The sequence below is a fragment of the Pseudomonas sp. GYB4201 genome, from assembly GCF_056312595.1.
Genome location: NZ_JBWGIG010000006.1, coordinates 155304 through 171971 on the forward strand (window position 1 = coordinate 155304; position 16668 = coordinate 171971).

The 16668-nt window shown below is 64.6% G+C and carries 17 protein-coding genes; 10 read left to right on the forward strand and 7 right to left on the reverse strand.

Going from position 1 to position 16668, the window contains the following annotated elements:
• Positions 1 to 2 precede the first annotated feature (2 nt).
• The 5 genes from nuoK (at position 3) to AC0Z2B_RS07925 (ending at position 6868) form a co-directional block, all read left to right on the forward strand.
• Entirely contained in the window at positions 3 to 311 is a 309-nt protein-coding gene (gene nuoK / locus AC0Z2B_RS07905) for an NADH-quinone oxidoreductase subunit NuoK (RefSeq protein WP_008369052.1), read from the forward strand.
• On the forward strand, positions 308 to 2161 hold the full coding sequence (gene nuoL, locus AC0Z2B_RS07910) for an NADH-quinone oxidoreductase subunit L (protein WP_476295830.1): 1854 nt from the start codon (positions 308 to 310) through the stop codon (positions 2159 to 2161). Before nuoK ends, nuoL begins: the two co-directional genes overlap by 4 nt.
• A 40-nt stretch (positions 2162 to 2201) precedes the next feature.
• Complete coding sequence (gene nuoM, locus AC0Z2B_RS07915) at positions 2202 to 3734, forward strand: NADH-quinone oxidoreductase subunit M (RefSeq protein WP_416425241.1); 1533 nt, start codon at positions 2202 to 2204, stop codon at positions 3732 to 3734.
• 7 nt (positions 3735 to 3741) lie between these two features.
• Positions 3742 to 5211, forward strand: coding sequence for an NADH-quinone oxidoreductase subunit NuoN (nuoN, locus tag AC0Z2B_RS07920; protein ID WP_476295831.1), 1470 nt, complete (start codon positions 3742 to 3744; stop codon positions 5209 to 5211).
• 559 nt (positions 5212 to 5770) lie between these two features.
• On the forward strand, positions 5771 to 6868 hold the full coding sequence (locus AC0Z2B_RS07925) for an alpha/beta hydrolase (RefSeq protein WP_476295832.1): 1098 nt from the start codon (positions 5771 to 5773) through the stop codon (positions 6866 to 6868).
• 497 nt (positions 6869 to 7365) lie between these two features.
• Here the strand turns inward: AC0Z2B_RS07925 and AC0Z2B_RS07930 are convergent, their stop codons facing one another.
• Positions 7366 to 7770, reverse strand: coding sequence for a VOC family protein (locus AC0Z2B_RS07930; protein ID WP_416425244.1), 405 nt, complete (start codon positions 7768 to 7770; stop codon positions 7366 to 7368).
• Between the two features lie 106 nt (positions 7771 to 7876).
• Here AC0Z2B_RS07930 and AC0Z2B_RS07935 point away from each other — a divergent pair, with 106 nt between their 5' ends.
• From AC0Z2B_RS07935 to AC0Z2B_RS07945, 3 genes are all read left to right on the forward strand, one after another.
• On the forward strand, positions 7877 to 8593 hold the full coding sequence (locus tag AC0Z2B_RS07935; protein WP_476295833.1) for a CbtA family protein: 717 nt from the start codon (positions 7877 to 7879) through the stop codon (positions 8591 to 8593).
• Between the two features lie 187 nt (positions 8594 to 8780).
• Positions 8781 to 9134: a YkgJ family cysteine cluster protein gene (locus tag AC0Z2B_RS07940; protein ID WP_416425246.1), complete on the forward strand. Its 354-nt coding sequence runs from the start codon at positions 8781 to 8783 to the stop codon at positions 9132 to 9134.
• Between the two features lie 71 nt (positions 9135 to 9205).
• Positions 9206 to 9790 (forward strand): class I SAM-dependent methyltransferase, encoded by a 585-nt coding sequence (locus AC0Z2B_RS07945; RefSeq protein ID WP_416425247.1) that lies wholly within the window; start codon positions 9206 to 9208, stop codon positions 9788 to 9790.
• A gap of 56 nt (positions 9791 to 9846) precedes the next feature.
• Here AC0Z2B_RS07945 and pstB read toward each other — a convergent pair whose 3' ends face one another.
• The 4 genes from pstB to pstS all read right to left on the reverse strand — a co-directional run bounded on the left by pstB (position 9847) and on the right by pstS (position 13573).
• A complete protein-coding gene (gene pstB / locus AC0Z2B_RS07950; RefSeq protein ID WP_416425248.1) occupies positions 9847 to 10620 on the reverse strand; it encodes a phosphate ABC transporter ATP-binding protein PstB in 774 nt (257 codons plus the stop codon).
• Positions 10620 to 11492 (reverse strand): phosphate ABC transporter permease PstA, encoded by an 873-nt coding sequence (gene pstA, locus AC0Z2B_RS07955; protein WP_416425249.1) that lies wholly within the window; start codon positions 11490 to 11492, stop codon positions 10620 to 10622. Before pstA ends, pstB begins: the two co-directional genes overlap by 1 nt.
• Entirely contained in the window at positions 11489 to 12481 is a 993-nt protein-coding gene (gene pstC, locus AC0Z2B_RS07960) for a phosphate ABC transporter permease subunit PstC (protein WP_416425250.1), read from the reverse strand. Before pstC ends, pstA begins: the two co-directional genes overlap by 4 nt.
• Before the next feature lie 72 nt (positions 12482 to 12553).
• Positions 12554 to 13573 (reverse strand): phosphate ABC transporter substrate-binding protein PstS, encoded by a 1020-nt coding sequence (gene pstS, locus AC0Z2B_RS07965; RefSeq protein WP_416425251.1) that lies wholly within the window; start codon positions 13571 to 13573, stop codon positions 12554 to 12556.
• A gap of 162 nt (positions 13574 to 13735) precedes the next feature.
• Between pstS and AC0Z2B_RS07970 the strand changes: the two genes are divergently transcribed.
• Positions 13736 to 13900, forward strand: coding sequence for a hypothetical protein (locus AC0Z2B_RS07970; RefSeq protein ID WP_476295834.1), 165 nt, complete (start codon positions 13736 to 13738; stop codon positions 13898 to 13900).
• A gap of 543 nt (positions 13901 to 14443) precedes the next feature.
• Here AC0Z2B_RS07970 and AC0Z2B_RS07975 read toward each other — a convergent pair.
• The gene (locus AC0Z2B_RS07975) at positions 14444 to 15364 is read right to left on the reverse strand and encodes a carbon-nitrogen hydrolase family protein (RefSeq protein ID WP_476295835.1); all 921 of its coding nucleotides are present in this window, start codon (positions 15362 to 15364) and stop codon (positions 14444 to 14446) included.
• An 86-nt stretch (positions 15365 to 15450) separates the two neighbouring features.
• Between AC0Z2B_RS07975 and AC0Z2B_RS07980 the strand changes: the two genes are divergently transcribed.
• Positions 15451 to 16383: a LysR family transcriptional regulator gene (locus tag AC0Z2B_RS07980; RefSeq protein WP_416425253.1), complete on the forward strand. Its 933-nt coding sequence runs from the start codon at positions 15451 to 15453 to the stop codon at positions 16381 to 16383.
• On the opposite strand, the gene AC0Z2B_RS07985 is transcribed toward AC0Z2B_RS07980, so the two are convergent.
• Complete coding sequence (locus AC0Z2B_RS07985; protein ID WP_416425254.1) at positions 16363 to 16617, reverse strand: hypothetical protein; 255 nt, start codon at positions 16615 to 16617, stop codon at positions 16363 to 16365. The genes AC0Z2B_RS07980 and AC0Z2B_RS07985 overlap by 21 nt on opposite strands.
• Positions 16618 to 16668 lie beyond the last annotated feature (51 nt).

The window sequence follows — 16668 nt, forward strand, 5'->3', positions numbered from 1 at the left end:
TCATGTCATCTATTCCCCTGGAACATGGTCTCGCAGTAGCCGGTGTGCTGTTCTGCCTGGGCCTGATGGGCGTGTTGGTACGCCGCAACATTCTGTTCGTATTGATGAGCCTGGAAATCATGATGAACGCCACTGCGCTGGCGTTCGTCGTGGCCGGTGCACGCTGGGCGCAGCCGGATGGACAGATCATGTTCATCCTGGTCATCACCCTGGCAGCCGCCGAGGCCAGCATTGGCCTGGCGATTCTGCTGCAGCTGTACCGCCGCTTCCACACGCTTGATATCGACGCTGCCAGTGAGATGCGCGGATGAACCTAATCTTCCTGACTTTCGTATTCCCCCTGATCGGCTTCCTGCTGCTGTCGTTCTCGCGCGGGCGCTTCTCCGAGAACCTCTCGGCGCTGATCGGCGTGGGCTCCATCGGCCTGTCGGCGATTGTCGCCGCCTGGGTCATCTGGCAGTTCAACGTTGCGCCGCCTGAAGCGGGCCACTACACCCTGGTGCTGTGGCGCTGGATGTCGGTGGACGGCTTCGAACCCAACTTCGCCCTGTACGTCGACGGCCTGTCGGTGACCATGCTCGGCGTGGTGGTGGGCGTAGGCTTCCTGATCCACCTGTTCGCGTCCTGGTACATGCGCGGTGAAGAGGGCTACTCGCGCTTCTTCTCGTACACCAACCTGTTCATCGCCAGCATGCTGTTCCTGGTACTGGCCGACAACCTGCTGTTCCTGTACTTCGGTTGGGAAGGCGTGGGCCTGTGCAGCTACCTGCTGATCGGCTTCTACTACAGCAACCGCGCCAACGGCAACGCCGCCCTGAAAGCGTTCATCGTCACCCGTATCGGTGACGTGTTCATGGCCATCGGCCTGTTCATCCTGTTCCAGCAGCTGGGCACGCTGAACATCCAGGAACTGATGGTGCGGGCCCCTGCGCACTTCAAGGTCGGCGACTTCTGGATTGTCTTCGCCACCCTGATGCTGCTGGGCGGCGCGGTCGGTAAATCGGCCCAGCTGCCGCTGCAGACCTGGCTGGCAGACGCCATGGCCGGCCCTACCCCGGTCTCGGCACTGATCCACGCCGCCACCATGGTGACCGCGGGCGTGTACCTGATCGCCCGTACCCACGGCCTGTTCGCCCTGGCGCCGGATATCCTGCACCTGGTGGGCATCGTCGGCGGCGTGACCCTGGTACTGGCCGGCTTCGCCGCCCTGGTGCAGACCGACATCAAGCGTATCCTCGCCTACTCCACCATGAGCCAGATCGGCTACATGTTCCTGGCCCTGGGCGTGGGTGCCTGGGAAGGCGCGATCTTCCACCTGATGACCCACGCCTTCTTCAAGGCCCTGCTGTTCCTTGCCTCGGGTGCGGTGATCGTTGGCTGCCACCACGAGCAGAACATCTTCAAGATGGGCGGCCTGTGGAAGAAACTGCCGCTGGCCTACGCCTGCTTCATCGTCGGTGGCGCGGCGCTGTCGGCCCTGCCGATCCTGACCGTGGGCTTCTACTCCAAGGACGAGATCCTCTGGGAAGCCTTCGCCAGCGGCCACACCTACCTGCTGTACGCAGGCCTGGTGGGCGCGTTCATGACCTCGATCTACACCTCCCGCCTGATCTTCATCGCCTTCCACGGCGAAGCCAAGACCGACGCCCACCCCGGCCACGGTATCTCCCACTGGCTGCCGCTGGGCGTGCTGATCGTGCTGTCGACCTTCGTCGGCGCCTGGATCCACCCACCACTGGCGGGCGTGCTGCCGGAAAGCGTCGGCCATGCCGGCGGTGAAGCCAAGCACAGCCTGGAAATCGCCTCGGGCGCCATCGCCCTGGCCGGTATCCTGCTGTCGGCCATGCTGTTCCTGGGCAAGCGCCGCGTGGCCACCGCCATCGCCAACAGCAGCCTTGGCCGCGTGCTGTCGGCCTGGTGGTTCGCCGCCTGGGGCTTCGACTGGATCTACGACAAACTGTTCGTCAAACCGTACCTGGCTATCAGCCACCTGCTGCGCAAGGACCCCGTGGACCGCACCATCGGTCTGATCCCGCGCATGGCCAAGGGCGGCAACAGCGCCATGAGCCGTACCGAAACGGGCCAGCTGCGCTGGTACGCCGCCTCCATCGCCGCCGGTGCCGTGCTGGTACTGGGCGCCGTTGTGCTGGCTGCGGTCTGACTATGAACCTTGCGACTTTGCGAAAGGAATTGAGCCCGTCATGATTCTGCCCTGGCTGATCCTGATCCCCTTTATCGGCGGCCTTCTGTGCTGGCTGGGTGAGCGCTCCGGCGCCACCCTGCCACGCTGGATCGCGTTGCTGACCATGTCCCTGGAACTCGCCCTCGGCCTCTGGCTGTGGGCCCATGGCGACTACCACCTGGCCCCTGCCCCGGGCGCCGCACCTGTCTGGGCCTATGAATTCAAGGTCCAGTGGATCGAGCGCTTCGGCATCAGCGTGCACCTGGGCCTCGATGGCCTGTCGCTGCTGATGATCTTGCTGACCGGCCTGCTCGGCGTGCTGTCGGTGCTGTGTTCCTGGAAAGAGATCCAGCGCCACGTCGGCTTCTTCCACCTCAACCTGATGTGGATCCTGGGCGGCGTGGTCGGGGTGTTCCTGGCCCTGGACCTGTTCCTGTTCTTCTTCTTCTGGGAAATGATGCTGGTGCCGATGTACTTCCTCATCGCGCTCTGGGGTCACAGCTCGGCAGACGGCAAGAAGACCCGGATCTACGCGGCGACCAAGTTCTTCATCTTCACCCAGGCCAGCGGCCTGATCATGTTGGTGGCGATCCTGGGCCTGGTGTTGTTCAACTACAACGCCACCGGCGTGCTGACCTTCAACTACAGCGACCTGCTCAAGACCAACCTGCCCCACGGCGTGGAATACATCCTGATGCTGGGCTTCTTCATCGCCTTCGCGGTGAAGCTGCCGGTGGTGCCGTTCCACTCCTGGCTGCCGGATGCCCACGCCCAGGCGCCCACTGCAGGTTCGGTGGACCTGGCCGGTATCTTGCTGAAGACCGCGGCCTACGGCCTGCTGCGCTTCGCCCTGCCGCTGTTCCCGCATGCCTCGGCCGAGTTTGCGCCGATTGCCATGACCCTGGGCCTGATCGGTATCTTCTACGGCGCCTTCCTGGCGTTCGCGCAGACCGACATCAAGCGCCTGATCGCCTTCTCCAGCGTGTCGCACATGGGCTTCGTGCTGATCGGCATCTACTCGGGTTCGCAACAGGCGCTGCAAGGCGCGGTGATCCAGATGCTGGCCCACGGCCTGTCGGCAGCGGCGCTGTTTATCCTCAGCGGCCAGCTGTACGAGCGCCTGCACACCCGTGACATGCGCGAGATGGGCGGCCTGTGGTCGCGCATCGCCTACCTGCCGGCCATCAGCCTGTTCTTCGCGGCGGCGTCGCTGGGCCTGCCGGGCACCGGCAACTTCGTCGGCGAGTTCCTGATCCTGATCGGCAGCTTCCCGATTGCCCCGATCGTGATCATCATCGCCACCACCGGCCTGGTGTTCGGCTCGGTGTACTCGCTGATCATGATCCACCGCGCCTACTTCGGCCCGTCGAAATCCGACGCGATCCTGGCCGGCATGGACAACCGCGAACTGATCATGGTGCTGGGCCTTGCCGCCCTGCTGGTACTGCTTGGCGTCTATCCGCAACCGTTCCTGGACACCTCTTCGGCCACCATGGCCGGTGTGCAGCAGTGGTTCGGCACCGCTTTCACTCAACTCGCTTCGGCCCGGTAAGAGCGCTATGGACCTGACCCTTCAACACTTTATCGCGCTTGCACCGCTGCTGATCACCAGCCTCACCGTTGTCGTGGTGATGCTGGCGATCGCCTGGCGGCGCAATCACTCGCAAACCTTCCTGCTGTCGGTGGCGGGGCTGAACATTGCCCTGCTGTCGGTGCTGCCGGCCCTCAAGGTGTCGCCCATCAGCGTCACCTCGCTGATCCAGATCGACCACTTCGCCTGCCTGTACATTGCCTTGATCCTGATCGCCACGCTGGCGTGCGTGACCCTCGCCCACGCCTACCTGGGTGATGGCGGCTCGGGCTACCCGGGCAACCGCGAAGAGCTGTACCTGCTGATCCTGATGGCCGCCGCCGGCGGCATGGTGCTGGTCAGCGCGCAGCACCTGTCGAGCCTGTTCATCGGCCTGGAACTGCTGTCGGTGCCCACCTACGGCCTGATCGCCTACGCGTTCTTCAACAAGCGTTCGCTGGAAGCCGGCATCAAGTACATGGTGCTGTCGGCCGCCGGTTCCGCCTTCCTGCTGTTCGGCATGGCGCTGCTGTATGCCGACGCCGGCAGCCTGCAGTTCGCCGACATCGGTCGCGCCCTGGCAGCCACCGGCAAGCCGAGCAGCCTGGCGGCCCTGGGCCTGGGCATGATGTTCGTGGGCCTGGCGTTCAAGCTGTCGCTGGTACCCTTCCACCTGTGGACCCCGGACGTCTACGAAGGCGCCCCGGCGCCGGTGGCGGCCTTCCTGGCCACGGCCAGCAAGGTGGCGGTGTTCGCGGTGGTGGTGCGTCTGTTCCAGCTGTCGCCTGCGGCCAGCAGCGGCGTGCTGACCACCGTGCTGGAAGTGATTGCGGTGGCCTCGATCATCATCGGCAACCTGCTGGCGGTGACCCAGACCAACCTCAAGCGCCTGTTGGGCTTCTCGTCGATCGCCCACTTCGGTTACCTGCTGATCGCCCTGGTGGCCAGCAAGGGCCTGGCGCTGGAGGCCATCGGCGTGTACCTGGTGACCTACGTCATCACCAGCCTGGGCGCCTTCGGCGTGATTACCCTGATGTCCTCGCCGTACAACGGCCGTGACGCCGACGCCCTGTACGAATACCGCGGCCTGTTCTGGCGCCGTCCGTACCTGACCGCCGTGCTGACCGTGATGATGCTATCCCTGGCCGGCATCCCGCTGACCGCCGGCTTCATCGGCAAGTTCTACATCATCGCCACTGGCGTGCAGTCGCAACTGTGGTGGCTGACCGGCGCCCTGGTGATCGGTAGCGCCATCGGCGTGTTCTACTACCTGCGCGTGATGGTCACCCTGTACCTGATCGAGCCGACCCTGCGTCGCCACGATGCGCCGTTCAACTGGGAACAACGCACCGGCGGCGTGATGCTGCTGGCCATCGCCATCCTGGCGTTCGCCCTGGGCGTGTACCCGCAGCCGTTGCTGGACCTGGTGCAGCATGCTGGGTTTCAGTTGGTGGGTTGATTAACCCATGCAAAACAAAACACCCCGCCGAGTGCGGGGTGTTTTGTTTTTGGGCCAACAACAATCCCCAGCCATACAAACAAAGCGGACCAGGTGATGCCACAGGCATAACTGGCCCGAAACAAACGTGGGAGGGGGCTCTGCCCCCGAAGCGCCGCGCGGGCGGCGCTCGATCTCATGAACACCACAAAAAACCCGCCATGCACCTCTCAAATCCCCCGCAATCGCGTAGCCGCTGCCGCCAGGCTGCGCTGGCCCTTTACCACACTGCAGATCTTCAGGGTTCACACAAGCCAGCGCAGCCTGGCGGCAGCGGCTACAGGATTGCGTTATGGCCGCCAAGTGCATGTCTGGGGTTTTGCAGCGGTCTTGAGATCGAGCGCCGTCCGCACGGCGCGACCCGGCCTACCGGCCGGTGCTACATTTGTTGCACCGTGCCATGGCCTGATGGAGTGGCGCTGTCTGCCTTGTTTGCCTGACACAGGATTTGTGTCGCGCCGCTCTGCGCCAGGCGCTACAGTTGGGTGAGTCTTTTCTTCCTGTTCAAGGCCCCCTGTCGATGACCAAACCCTCCACCCTCCTCCTGCTCGCCGTTGCCCTGCTGGCTGGCTGCTCCAGCACGCCCAAGGCGCCTACCCCCGAGCAACTGGCGCAGATCGAAGCCGCCAACCTGCGCACCGATGCCGACATGAGCCTGGTGCTGGACAAGCTGGCCAGCCTCAACCCGCAACCCATCGAGACCCTGGACGTGGCGACCGCGCGGGTGCAGCCAACCCTGGCCGACGCCGCCAAGGCGGTACTGGCCGACCAAGGCGTGGCCGGCGACGCGGCTGGCGTGCAGGCCTACGACCGTAGCGTGCCGGGTGCCGCCGGGCAGATCCCGGCCACGGTCTATACCCCGGATGGCGGTGGCTTCAAGCCGGTGATCCTGTACTTCCACGGCGGTGGCTGGGTGCTGGCTGACCGCAAGGTCTATGACAGCTCGGCCCGCGCCCTGGCCAAGGTGGCCGATGCCGTGGTGGTGTCCATCGACTACCGCCGCGCCCCGGAAGACCGCTTTCCCGCCGCCGCCGATGACGGCGTGGCCGTGTACCGCTGGCTGACCCACTACGCCCGCGCCGTGGGCGGCGACCCCAAGCACCTGGCCCTGGCCGGTGAAAGCGCCGGCGGCAACCTGGCCCTGGCCACTGCCATCGCCGCCCATGAGCAAGGCCTGGCCGCGCCCAAGCACGTGCTGGCCATCTACCCGGTGACCCAGACCGGCAGCGACACCGAGTCCTACAGCAAATACGCCCACGCCAAGCCGTTGAACGCGGCGATGATGCCGTGGTTCTTCAACCAGCTGCTGAGCGACCCGGGGCAGAAACAGGACCCGCGCCTGGACGTGCTGCACGCCAACCTGCAGGGCTTGCCACCGGTGACCCTGATCAACGCCGAGGTCGACCCGCTGCGTGACGACGGCGCCTTGATGGAAACCGCGTTGAAAGCAGCCGGCGTGAACGTGGAGCGCCGGGTGTACAGCGGTGTCACCCATGAGTTCTTCGGGCTGGGCAACCTGGTACAGAAATCCGCCCAGGCCCAGGCCTACGCCGGCGAACGCCTGAACGCCGACCTGCACCGCGCCATCTCCGACACCCCCGACACCCCCGCCCCGTAGCAGCTGCCGCAGGCTGCGTCCGGCGCCAACACCGTAGCGCCCCCGGACGCGGCCTTTGGGCCGCTGCTACGGCCTAGCCCCCGTAGCAGCTGCCGCAGGCTGCGTCCGAAGCCAGCACCGTGGCGCGGCCGGACGCGGCCTATGGGCCGCTGCTACAGCCTAGCCCCCGTAGCAGCTGCCGCAGGCTGCCTCCGTAGCCAACACCGTAGCGCCCCCGGACGCGGCCTTTGGGCCGCTGCTACGGCCTAGCCCCCGTAGCAGCTGCCGCAGGCTGCGTCCGGCGCCAACATCGTAGCGCCCCCGGACGCGGCCTTTGGGCCGCTGCTACAGCCTAGCCCCCGTAGCAGCTGCCGCAGGCTGCGTCCGAAGCCAACACCGTAGCGCCCCCCGGACGCGGCCTATGGGCCGCTGCTACAGCCTAGCCCCCGTAGCAGCTGCCGCAGGCTGCGTCCGACGCCAACACCGTAGCGCCCCCGGACGCGGCCTTTGGGCCGCTGCTACGGGTTAAGGCCCTCCGCGTGTACGAAGCAGAGTTTGTTGCCCTCAGGGTCGCGGCAGTAGGCGCCGTAGTAGTCGGCTGAATACTGCGGCCGCAGGCCCGGGGCGCCTTCGTCCTGGCCGCCCAACTGCACCGCGGTCTTCCACGCCGCATCAACCTGGGCACGGCTGCGCGCGGCAAAACTGACCTGTACACCATTGCCCCAGGTAGCCGGCAGGCCGTTGAACGGCTCCTGCACGAAAAACTGCGGCCAGCGCCGGCCCGGCACCTGCCAGCCGGCCCCCGGCGGCCCGCCGTCGTTATCATCCGGCATGCGTTCAAGCCCCAGTTCATGCAGCACGGCATCATAAAACGCCGCCAGCCGCGGCAAGTCCCGTGCACCCAGTTGAATATGGCTGTACATGGCAGGTCCTCCTTTTTCATCCTATATGACAAAAAACTCAGCCCCGTCGCAATGGCCCGGGGCCGGTTTACACTCGCCTGCACCTATTCGCTAGACGAGCGCCTTCATGACCGGTTCACTGCTCCTGCGCGGCATGTTCGTCGGCATCCTTGCCGGCTTTCTCGCGTTCAGCTTCGCCAAATGCTTCGGCGAACCCCAGATCGACCAGGCCTTTGCCTTCGAGGAACACCTGGACCAGGGCCCCGCCCCCGAGCTGGTGGGCCGCGAGCTGCAGAGCGGCATCGGCCTGATCAGCGGCGTGGTGGTGTACAGCGCCAGCATGGGCGCGCTGTTTGCCCTGGCCTTCGCCAACTGCGTGGGCCGGGTCGGACGCCTGGGCCCGCGGGGGCTGGCCGCGTTGCTCGCGCTGGCGGCGTTCGTGGCGGTGATCGTGGTGCCGGCGCTGAAATACCCCGCCAACCCGCCGTCCATCGGCGACCCCGACACTATCCGCGAGCGTACCCACTTGTTCCTGCTGATGGTGATGCTGTCGGTGGTGGCCATGGTCATCGCCGTGAACTTCGCCCGCAACCTGCTGCCGCGCCATGGCGCCTGGACCGCTGCCCTGATCGGCATCGCCCTGTACCTGCTGGTGGTGAACCTGGGCGGCTCGGTGTTCCCGCCGGTCAACGAGGTGCCCGACGGCTTCCCGGCAGAAAACCTCTGGCAGTTCCGCCTCGCCACCCTGGGTATCCAGCTGGTGATGTGGAGCGCCCTGGGGCTGATTTTCGGCTACCTGACCGAGCGCGATTTCAAGCGCCAGCGCCTGCTGGCCGGGCGCTGAAACAGGGCGCGGCGCGAACCGGCCCAGCGCCGGTTCGCGCTGCACAAAAGCGCCCACAACGCCACACAAATATATTTGCTCAAGCCCCCCGTTTCCCTCTTCTCAACGGCGCGGCGATGCCTAGAATAGGCCCTCGGTTGCGGTCCTCGTCCTGAGTTCGCCGCCCGTATCGAATCCTGCCTTCATCATGTCTGATAACAACCCTTGCGTGAGTTGCGGCGCCTGCTGCGCGTTTTTCCGTGTGTCTTTCTACTGGGGCGAATGCACCTCGGTGGGCGGGCTGGTGCCCGATGAACTGACCGTGCAGGTCAGCCCCAACCACGTGGCCATGCGTGGCACCGAGGGCAAGCCGGCGCGTTGCACCAGCCTGGCCGGGGAAATCGGCTGTTCGGTGGGCTGCACCATGTACGAGCAACGTTCCAGCACCTGCCGCGAATTCGAGGCGTCCTGGGAGACCGGCACGCACAACGAAGCCTGCGACCGCGCCCGCGCCCACCACGGGCTACCGCCACTGGAACCAGGCTGGGCACTGAGCGCCTGAAAACAAGGCGAACCCCTGGTGCTGGCACATTGTCTAGAGTGATGGCATGCCGCCTTTTCCAGGAACCGAACGTGGACCCCAAGACCCTCCAGGCCTATGACCAACGCGCGCCCGACTACGCGCGCGAATGGAACCACCAGGCACCTCCCAGCGACATGTACGCCCTGCTGCTGCGCCATTTCCGCCCCGGCCCTACGGTGGACGTGGGCTGCGGCAGTGGCCGCGACCTGGCCTGGCTCAGCGCCCAGGGCTTCGACGCCCTGGGCGTGGAAGCCAGCAGCGGCCTGCTGACCCAGGCCCGCACCCTGCACCCCGACCTGCGCTTTGCGCTGATGCACCTGCCCGAATTGGAGGGCCTTAAGGCTGGCAGCTTGCAGAATGTGCTGTGTGAAACGGTGATCATGCACCTGCCCGAAGCACAGGTGGCCGCAGCTACCCGGCGCCTGCGCGAGCTATTGCGCCCAGGCGGGACCTTGTATTTGAGCTGGCGGGTGACCCCTGATGCGTCCATTCGCGACGCGGCCGGGCGGCTGTACAGCGCCTTCGATCGGCGGCTGGTGCGCGAGGCATTGGGCAGTGTGGAGGTGCTGCTGGATGACGAGTCGACGAGCCTGTCGTCGGGCAAGCGCGTGCATCGGTTGATCGTGCGGGTGTGACGCGGCCTGCGGCCGCTGCTACGAAAAAAGTGGCAGCGGCCGCAGGCCGCGTCAGATCAGCCGAACCGACCGGTGATGTAGTCTTCGGTCTGGGTCTTGGCCGGGTTGGTGAACAGCGTGTCGGTGTCGCCGTGCTCGATCAGCTCGCCCATGAACATGAACGCGGTGTAGTCCGAGCAGCGCGCGGCCTGTTGCATGTTGTGGGTCACGATGATCACGGTGAACTGTTCCTTGAGCTCGGTGATCAGCTGCTCGATGCGGCCGGTGGAGATCGGGTCCAGCGCCGAGGTCGGCTCGTCCAGCAGCAACACCTGAGGCTTCAGGGCGATGGTGCGGGCGATGCACAGACGTTGCTGCTGGCCACCGGAGAGGCTCTGGGCGCTCTGCTTGAGCTTGTCCTTCACCTCGCCCCACAGGGCGGCACCGTGCAGCGCCTGTTCGACGCGGTCGTCCATTTCGCGGCGGCCCAGTTTCTCATGGTGACGCACGGCGTAGGCGATGTTGTCGTAGATCGACATCGGGAACGGCACCGGCTTCTGGAACACCATGCCTACGTGGCTGCGCAGGCGGTTCATCGAATAGTTCGGGGCCAGGATGTTCTCGCCGTTGAGCAGTACTTCGCCCTTGGCTTCCTGTTTCGGGTACATCGCGTAGATACGGTTGAATACGCGCAGCAGCGTGGACTTGCCGCAGCCGGACGGGCCAATGATGGCGGTCACGCGCTTCTCGGGGATGTCCATGTCGATGGATTTCAGCGAGCGCTGCTGGTCGTAGAAAAATTCAAGGTTGCGCACACGGATTTTGGTGCGTTCCTGGGCAAGACTTGTCATTAGTGAGACCTATTGCGCAAAAGGATCAATCGGGAGAGCAGGCTCAGGGCCAGGACAAACAGGGTCAGCACCAGGGCACCCGCCCAGGCGATGGCGTGCCAGTCGTCGAAGGGGCTCATGGCGTACTGGAAGATCACCACCGGCACGCTGGCGATCGGCTTGAGCAGGTTGCTGCTCCAGAACTGGTTGCCGAACGCGGTGAACAGCAGCGGCGCGGTTTCGCCGGTGATACGCGCCAGGGCCAGCAGCACACCGGTCACCACGCCCGCCTTGGCGGCGCGCAGGACGATCTGCAGGGTCAGCTTCCACTGCGGCACACCCAGGGCCAGCGCGGCTTCGCGCATGGTCGAGGGCTGCAGTTGCAGCATTTCATCGGTGGTGCGCACCACCACCGGAATCACCAGCAGCGCCAGGGCCAGGGCACCGGCGAACGCCGAGAAGCCCACCTGGTGGTTGGTGAGGTGGTTGAGCGGCAGGATCACCGCGGTGTAGATGAACAGGCCCAGCACGATGGACGGCGCCGACAACAGGATGTCGTTGATGAAGCGCACGGTGTTGCCCAGCTTGGAGTGGCGCGCGAACTCGGCCAGCCAGATACCAGCGGCCAGGCCAATCGGCGTACCGATCAGCAGGGCCAGCACCGACATCAGGGCGCTGCCGTAGAAGGCGTTGGCCAAACCGCCCTCGGTGCCCGGTGGCGGGGTCATCTGGGTGAACAAGGCAAGGTTCAGCGCCTTGAAGCCGTTGATCAGGGTGGTGATCAGGATCCACACCAGCCACAGCAGGCCAAAGGCCGTGGCGCCACAGCTCAGGGCCATGGCAATACGGTTCTTCAGGCGGCGAACACGGTACAGCCGCTCGTTGTCGTTCATAGTCCCTCTTTACGCGACAAGCGCATCAACATCAGGCGGGCAGCCGCCAGCACCACGAAAGTGACGACAAACAGCAGGAAGCCCAGGGCGATCAGCGCCGAACGGTGCAGGTCGGTGTAGGCCTCGCTGAACTCGTTGGCGATCACCGAGGCGATCGAGCTGCTGGGCATCAGCAAGGAAGCGGAGAACTGGTGGGCGTTGCCCAGCACGAAGGTCACCGCCATGGTCTCGCCCAGGGCGCGACCCAGGCCCAGGAAGATACCGCCGACCACCGCCGAGCGGGTGTAGGGCAGCACGATGTCCCAGACCACTTCCCAGGTGGTGTTACCCAGGGCGTAGGCCGATTCCTTCAGCGTGGTAGGCACGCTGCGGAACACCTCATGCATCACCGAGGTGATGAAGGGGGTGATCATGATCGCCAGCACGATACCGGCGGTGAGCATGCCGATACCCAGGGGCGGGCCCTGGAACAGCGCGCCGACCACGGGCAGTGCGCCCAGGTGGTCGTTGATCCACGGCGCCAGGTGCGCGGCCATGAACGGGCCGAAGATGAACAGCCCCCACATGCCGTAGATGATCGACGGGATACCGGCCAGCAGCTCGATCGCCGAGGCAATCGGCATGCGCAGCCACATGGGCGCCACTTCCGTAAGAAAAATGGCGATGCCGAAACTCACCGGAACGGCGATCAGCAACGCCAAAAGCGAGGTCACCAGTGTGCCGAAAACAGGCACGACGGCGCCGAACTGGCCGTTGACCACGTCCCATTGGGTGCTGGTCAGGAAGCCGAAACCAAAGGTGCGAAACGCTTCGCTGCCGCCCCACAGGGTAGAGCCGGCGATGCTCAGCAGCAGCACGAGCACCAGCATGCCGGCACCCATCATGGTGCGCCGGAACCACATGTCGTGGCGATGGTCGCGTGCCGCACGGGCTTCGCTGGCATCGGTGGTAGAGCTGGTCGAGGTCATGTATTGGGTGTTATCTGTCATGGCAATCCACTCGCAAGGCGTACGCCCCCACCGGACCCGAGGTCCGGCGGGGGCGCGCCGGTTTACTTCACATCAATGGGCGAAATCGGATTTCCAGTAACCTTCGATCTTCTGCACCAGCGAGTTCGGCAGTGCTACGTAGTCCAGGGCGCTGGCCTGCTGCTGGCCGTTTTCCAGGGACCATTTGAAGAAGTCAAAGGCGGCCTTGCTCTGCTCGGCGTTCTTGGACTGCTTGTACATGATGATCCAGGTAGTGGCAGTGATCGGCCAGGCGTTGTCGCCCGGGGCGTTGGTCATGATCAGGTTGAAGTCCTTGGCGCTGGCCCAGTCGGCGGTATCGGCGGCAGCCTGGAAGGCCTTGGCGTTAGGCTCGACGAACTTGCCGGCGGCGTTCTTCAGCTGGGCAGTGGCCATTTTGTTCTGCAGGGCGTAGGCGTATTCGACGTAGCCGATGGAGCCCTTGATCTGCTTCACGTAGGCAGCCACACCTTCGTTGCCCTTGCCGCCCACACCCACGGGCCAAGCCACGGTGGTGCCGAACTTCAGCTGGTCGTTCCAGCTTGGGCTGACCTTGGACAGGTAGTTGGTGAAGTTGAACGAAGTACCCGAGCCGTCCGAACGGTGCACCACGGTGATGGCGGTTTCAGGCAGCTTGACGCCTGGGTTCAGGGCCTCGATGGCCTTGTCGTTCCACTTGGTGATCTTGCCTTGGAAGATGTCAGCCAGGGTCTGGCCGTCCAGCTTCAGCTTGCCGCCTTCCACGCCTTCGACGTTGAAGACCGGCACGATGCCGCCGATGACGCTGGGGAACTGGCCCAGGCCGGCTGCTTTCAGGTCGTCAGCGCTGAGCGGGGCATCCGATGCGCCGAAGTCAACGGTGGCTGCCTTGATCTGGGCGATGCCGCCGCCCGAACCGATGGACTGGTAGTTGATGCGGTTGTCTTTCTGCTTGCTGTAGTCCTGGGACCACTTGGACAGCACTGGGTAAACAAAGCTGGAGCCCGCACCGGTTACATCGGTCGCGTGGGCCAGGCCCGAAAGGCACAGGGAGGCCAGCAAAAGCGACAGACGATTTTTATTCAGCAGCGTCACGGCAACACCTCGGCAAATTGGTTTGAGTGGGTCCTACCCACACGGGTTTGGCCGTGACGATTTAATGCTTTGAATATTTCGGTTTAATGACAGTTAGTCGAATGGGATGTGAAATTATTGCATTGGGCCAGCATCTACCCCCCGAAGGAGCGGCTAATCGCCATGAACAAGCCTTTGATCTGGCTTTTGATTTTGCTTTTGATCTGGCTCTTGATCTTGATTGTATGCCCCGTAAAGCGCCCGGGCCGACTGGAGGCGTCGATCAACGGGCTGCCCGAAGGGCCGAGGCCGCAGGCCGAAGAGACGGTAACCCGCAGGCTTCTATAGCGGGTGCCGTCTGCCCGTTGAGCGGCGCCGGAAGGAGGGGACCCGTAGCGCAGCGGAGGGCCCAAGCAGGGGCAAGCGTTTTTTGCTTACTTTTTTTGGCGTTTGAAAAAAAGTGAGTCGCCGTAAGGGCGAAACGGTCAGTGGTATCCCCGCGAAAATGGATATGTTCGAAATCGCCGAAGCGGGATCCAGAATCCGCGAACATATCCATTACTACGGGTGATGCAAAATCACGTTTTCGGCCTTACGACGAGTCACTTTTTGACAAACGCCCGGTGTGCCGGCCCAGTCAAAAAATAACCAAAAAAGGCTTGCCCCTGCTTGGTCCCTACGCTTCGCTGCGGGTCCCCTCCTTCCAGCGTCGCCCAAGCGGACGACGGCCCGGAATAGAAGCGCCTCCGGTTCCGTCTTCCCCGGCTACGCCAGGGACCGCTCGGCCGACGCCTCCAGTCGGCCCTGGCGCTTTATGGGGCACACAATCAAGATCAACGGCCGCACGGGATCAAGATCAACAGCGGAACGCGGTGTGGCTCTTGGCTCACTTTAAATAAATTTCACCCCCGGACGCGCCCTTTCATCCACCACCAACTCAAACACATCCGGCCGCGAATAGTGCCCAACCACGTCGAAATCATAGCGAGAACGCACTAAATCCTCACTGTCGATTTCAGCCACCAGCAACCCGCGCTCCCCCACCAAGGGCCCCGCTAGCACATCCCCCAACGGCCCGATAATGACACTGCCACCATTGATCAGCGGCCTTTCCGACGGCCAGTTGGCCACCTCGGTGCCCAAGGCCGCAGGCGAATCCTGCACCTGGCAGGCGCTGACAACGAAGCAACGCCCCTCGCAGGCCACGTGGCGCATGGTCACCTGCCACATCTCGCGCTCATCCACCGTGGGCGCGCACCAGATGTCCACGCCCTTGGCGTACATGGCCATGCGCAGCAGCGGCATGTAGTTTTCCCAGCACACCGCACCACCGATGCGCCCGGCCGCGCCTTCCACCACCGGCAGCGTTGAGCCGTCGCCCTTGCCCCAGATCAGCCGCTCGGTGCCGGTGGGCATGAGTTTGCGGTGCTTGGCCACCAGGCCTTGTTGCGGGCAGAAGTACAGCACGGTGCAGAACAGCGTATGGCCGCTGCGCTCGATCACCCCCAGCACCAGGTTGGCGCCGGTGCGCTGGGCAAGGCCGGCCAGGGCCTCGGTTTCGGCGCCGGGCACGTCGATGGCGTTGGCGTGGTAGCGGGCGAAGGCGTCGCGGCCCTCGGGCAGGCGGTAGCCCAGTTGGGTGCCGAAGGTCTCGCCCTTGGGGTAGCCGCCCAGCAGCGCTTCGGGCATGACCACCAGCTGGGCGCCAGCGTCGCGGATGGCGTCTTCGTAGCTGAGGATGTGCGCCAGGGTGTCGGCCTTGCCGCCGGGCAAGGCGCCGATTTGCAGGGCGGCAACGATGGATTTCGACATAGCAGGTAGCTTCCGTGTGCAGGACTGTTTGCACATTGTCGGCGGCTGGTGAATCATGAATAAAGCCCCATTCAATTCTGAATGATATGAACCAGATGAATATCGTCGACGTCGATCTCAACCTGCTGAAAGTCTTCGAAGCCCTGCACGACGAAGTCAGCGCCAGCCGTGCGGCCCTGCGCCTGGGCGTGACCCAGTCGGCAGTGAGCGCGGCATTGCGCCGCCTGCGCGAGGTGTATGGTGACCCGCTATTCGTGCGCACCGGGCGCGGCCTGGCGCCGACCCTGCGGGCCAATCAGTTGAAGCCGCTGATCAGCGAGGCGTTGAACAAGTGCCGGCAGAGCCTGACCCTGCTCGACCCCAACGCCAGCGACTACCGCGGCCGCGCGGTGAGCCTGGGGCTGTCGGATGATTTCGAGATTGCCTTCGGCCGCGCACTGATCGAGGAAGTGGAGCGCCGGGCGCCGGGGCTGCGCCTGATCTTCCGGCAAACCCACACGCAGATCGTCGCCCAGGCCCTGAGCGAGCGCACCCTGGACCTGGCCATCACCGCCGGCGGCTTCAACGAACGCATGCTCAGCCGCCAGGTGCTGGGCGAAGGCGATTACCTGAGCCTGGTGGACCCGGCCAGCCTGGCAGCTGGGCAGGCCGAGATTGAAGTGGACGAATTCGTTGCCCGCGAGCAGATCCTGATTTCCTCGGGTGGCTTCATCGGCATCATCGACGAAGCCCTGGCGGCCCTGGGCCGCACCCGTCAGGTGCAGGCCTCGACCACCCATTTCGCCGCCCTGCCCTACCTGCTCAAGGGCTCGCGGGCGATTGCCACGGTGCCGGCCCACGCCGCGTGGCGCATCGCCCAGGTGTGCGGGCTGGCGACCCTGCCCTGCCCGCTGAACCTGCCGCGCTACCCCATCGAGATGGGCTGGCGCACCCACGCGCAGATCGACCCGGCGCTGCTGCGCGTGCGCGAGGCCATCAGTGCGTGCGTGGGCGATGCGTTACTTGTTGGCGGCCATTAGCCGGTTGACCTCGGCACGCACCATGTTGGCGTACTCGGGCGGCGACATGCCATCAAGCTCTGCGCGTACCCATTCGGCCCAGCGGCCCTTGCGCTTGGACTTCTCGCTGATCAGGCGCGCGGCGTCGGCCTTGGCCTTGCCCAGGTTGGACTGCCAGAGGTCGAACAGGCGGGATTTCTCGTCCTCGATCATCGCCCGCTCGGCGAGGCTCATGTTGGCCAGATTGAAACTCATGGGATAACCCTGCAGCGTGAAAATTGGCCGCTATCTTACACTGTCGGGCAG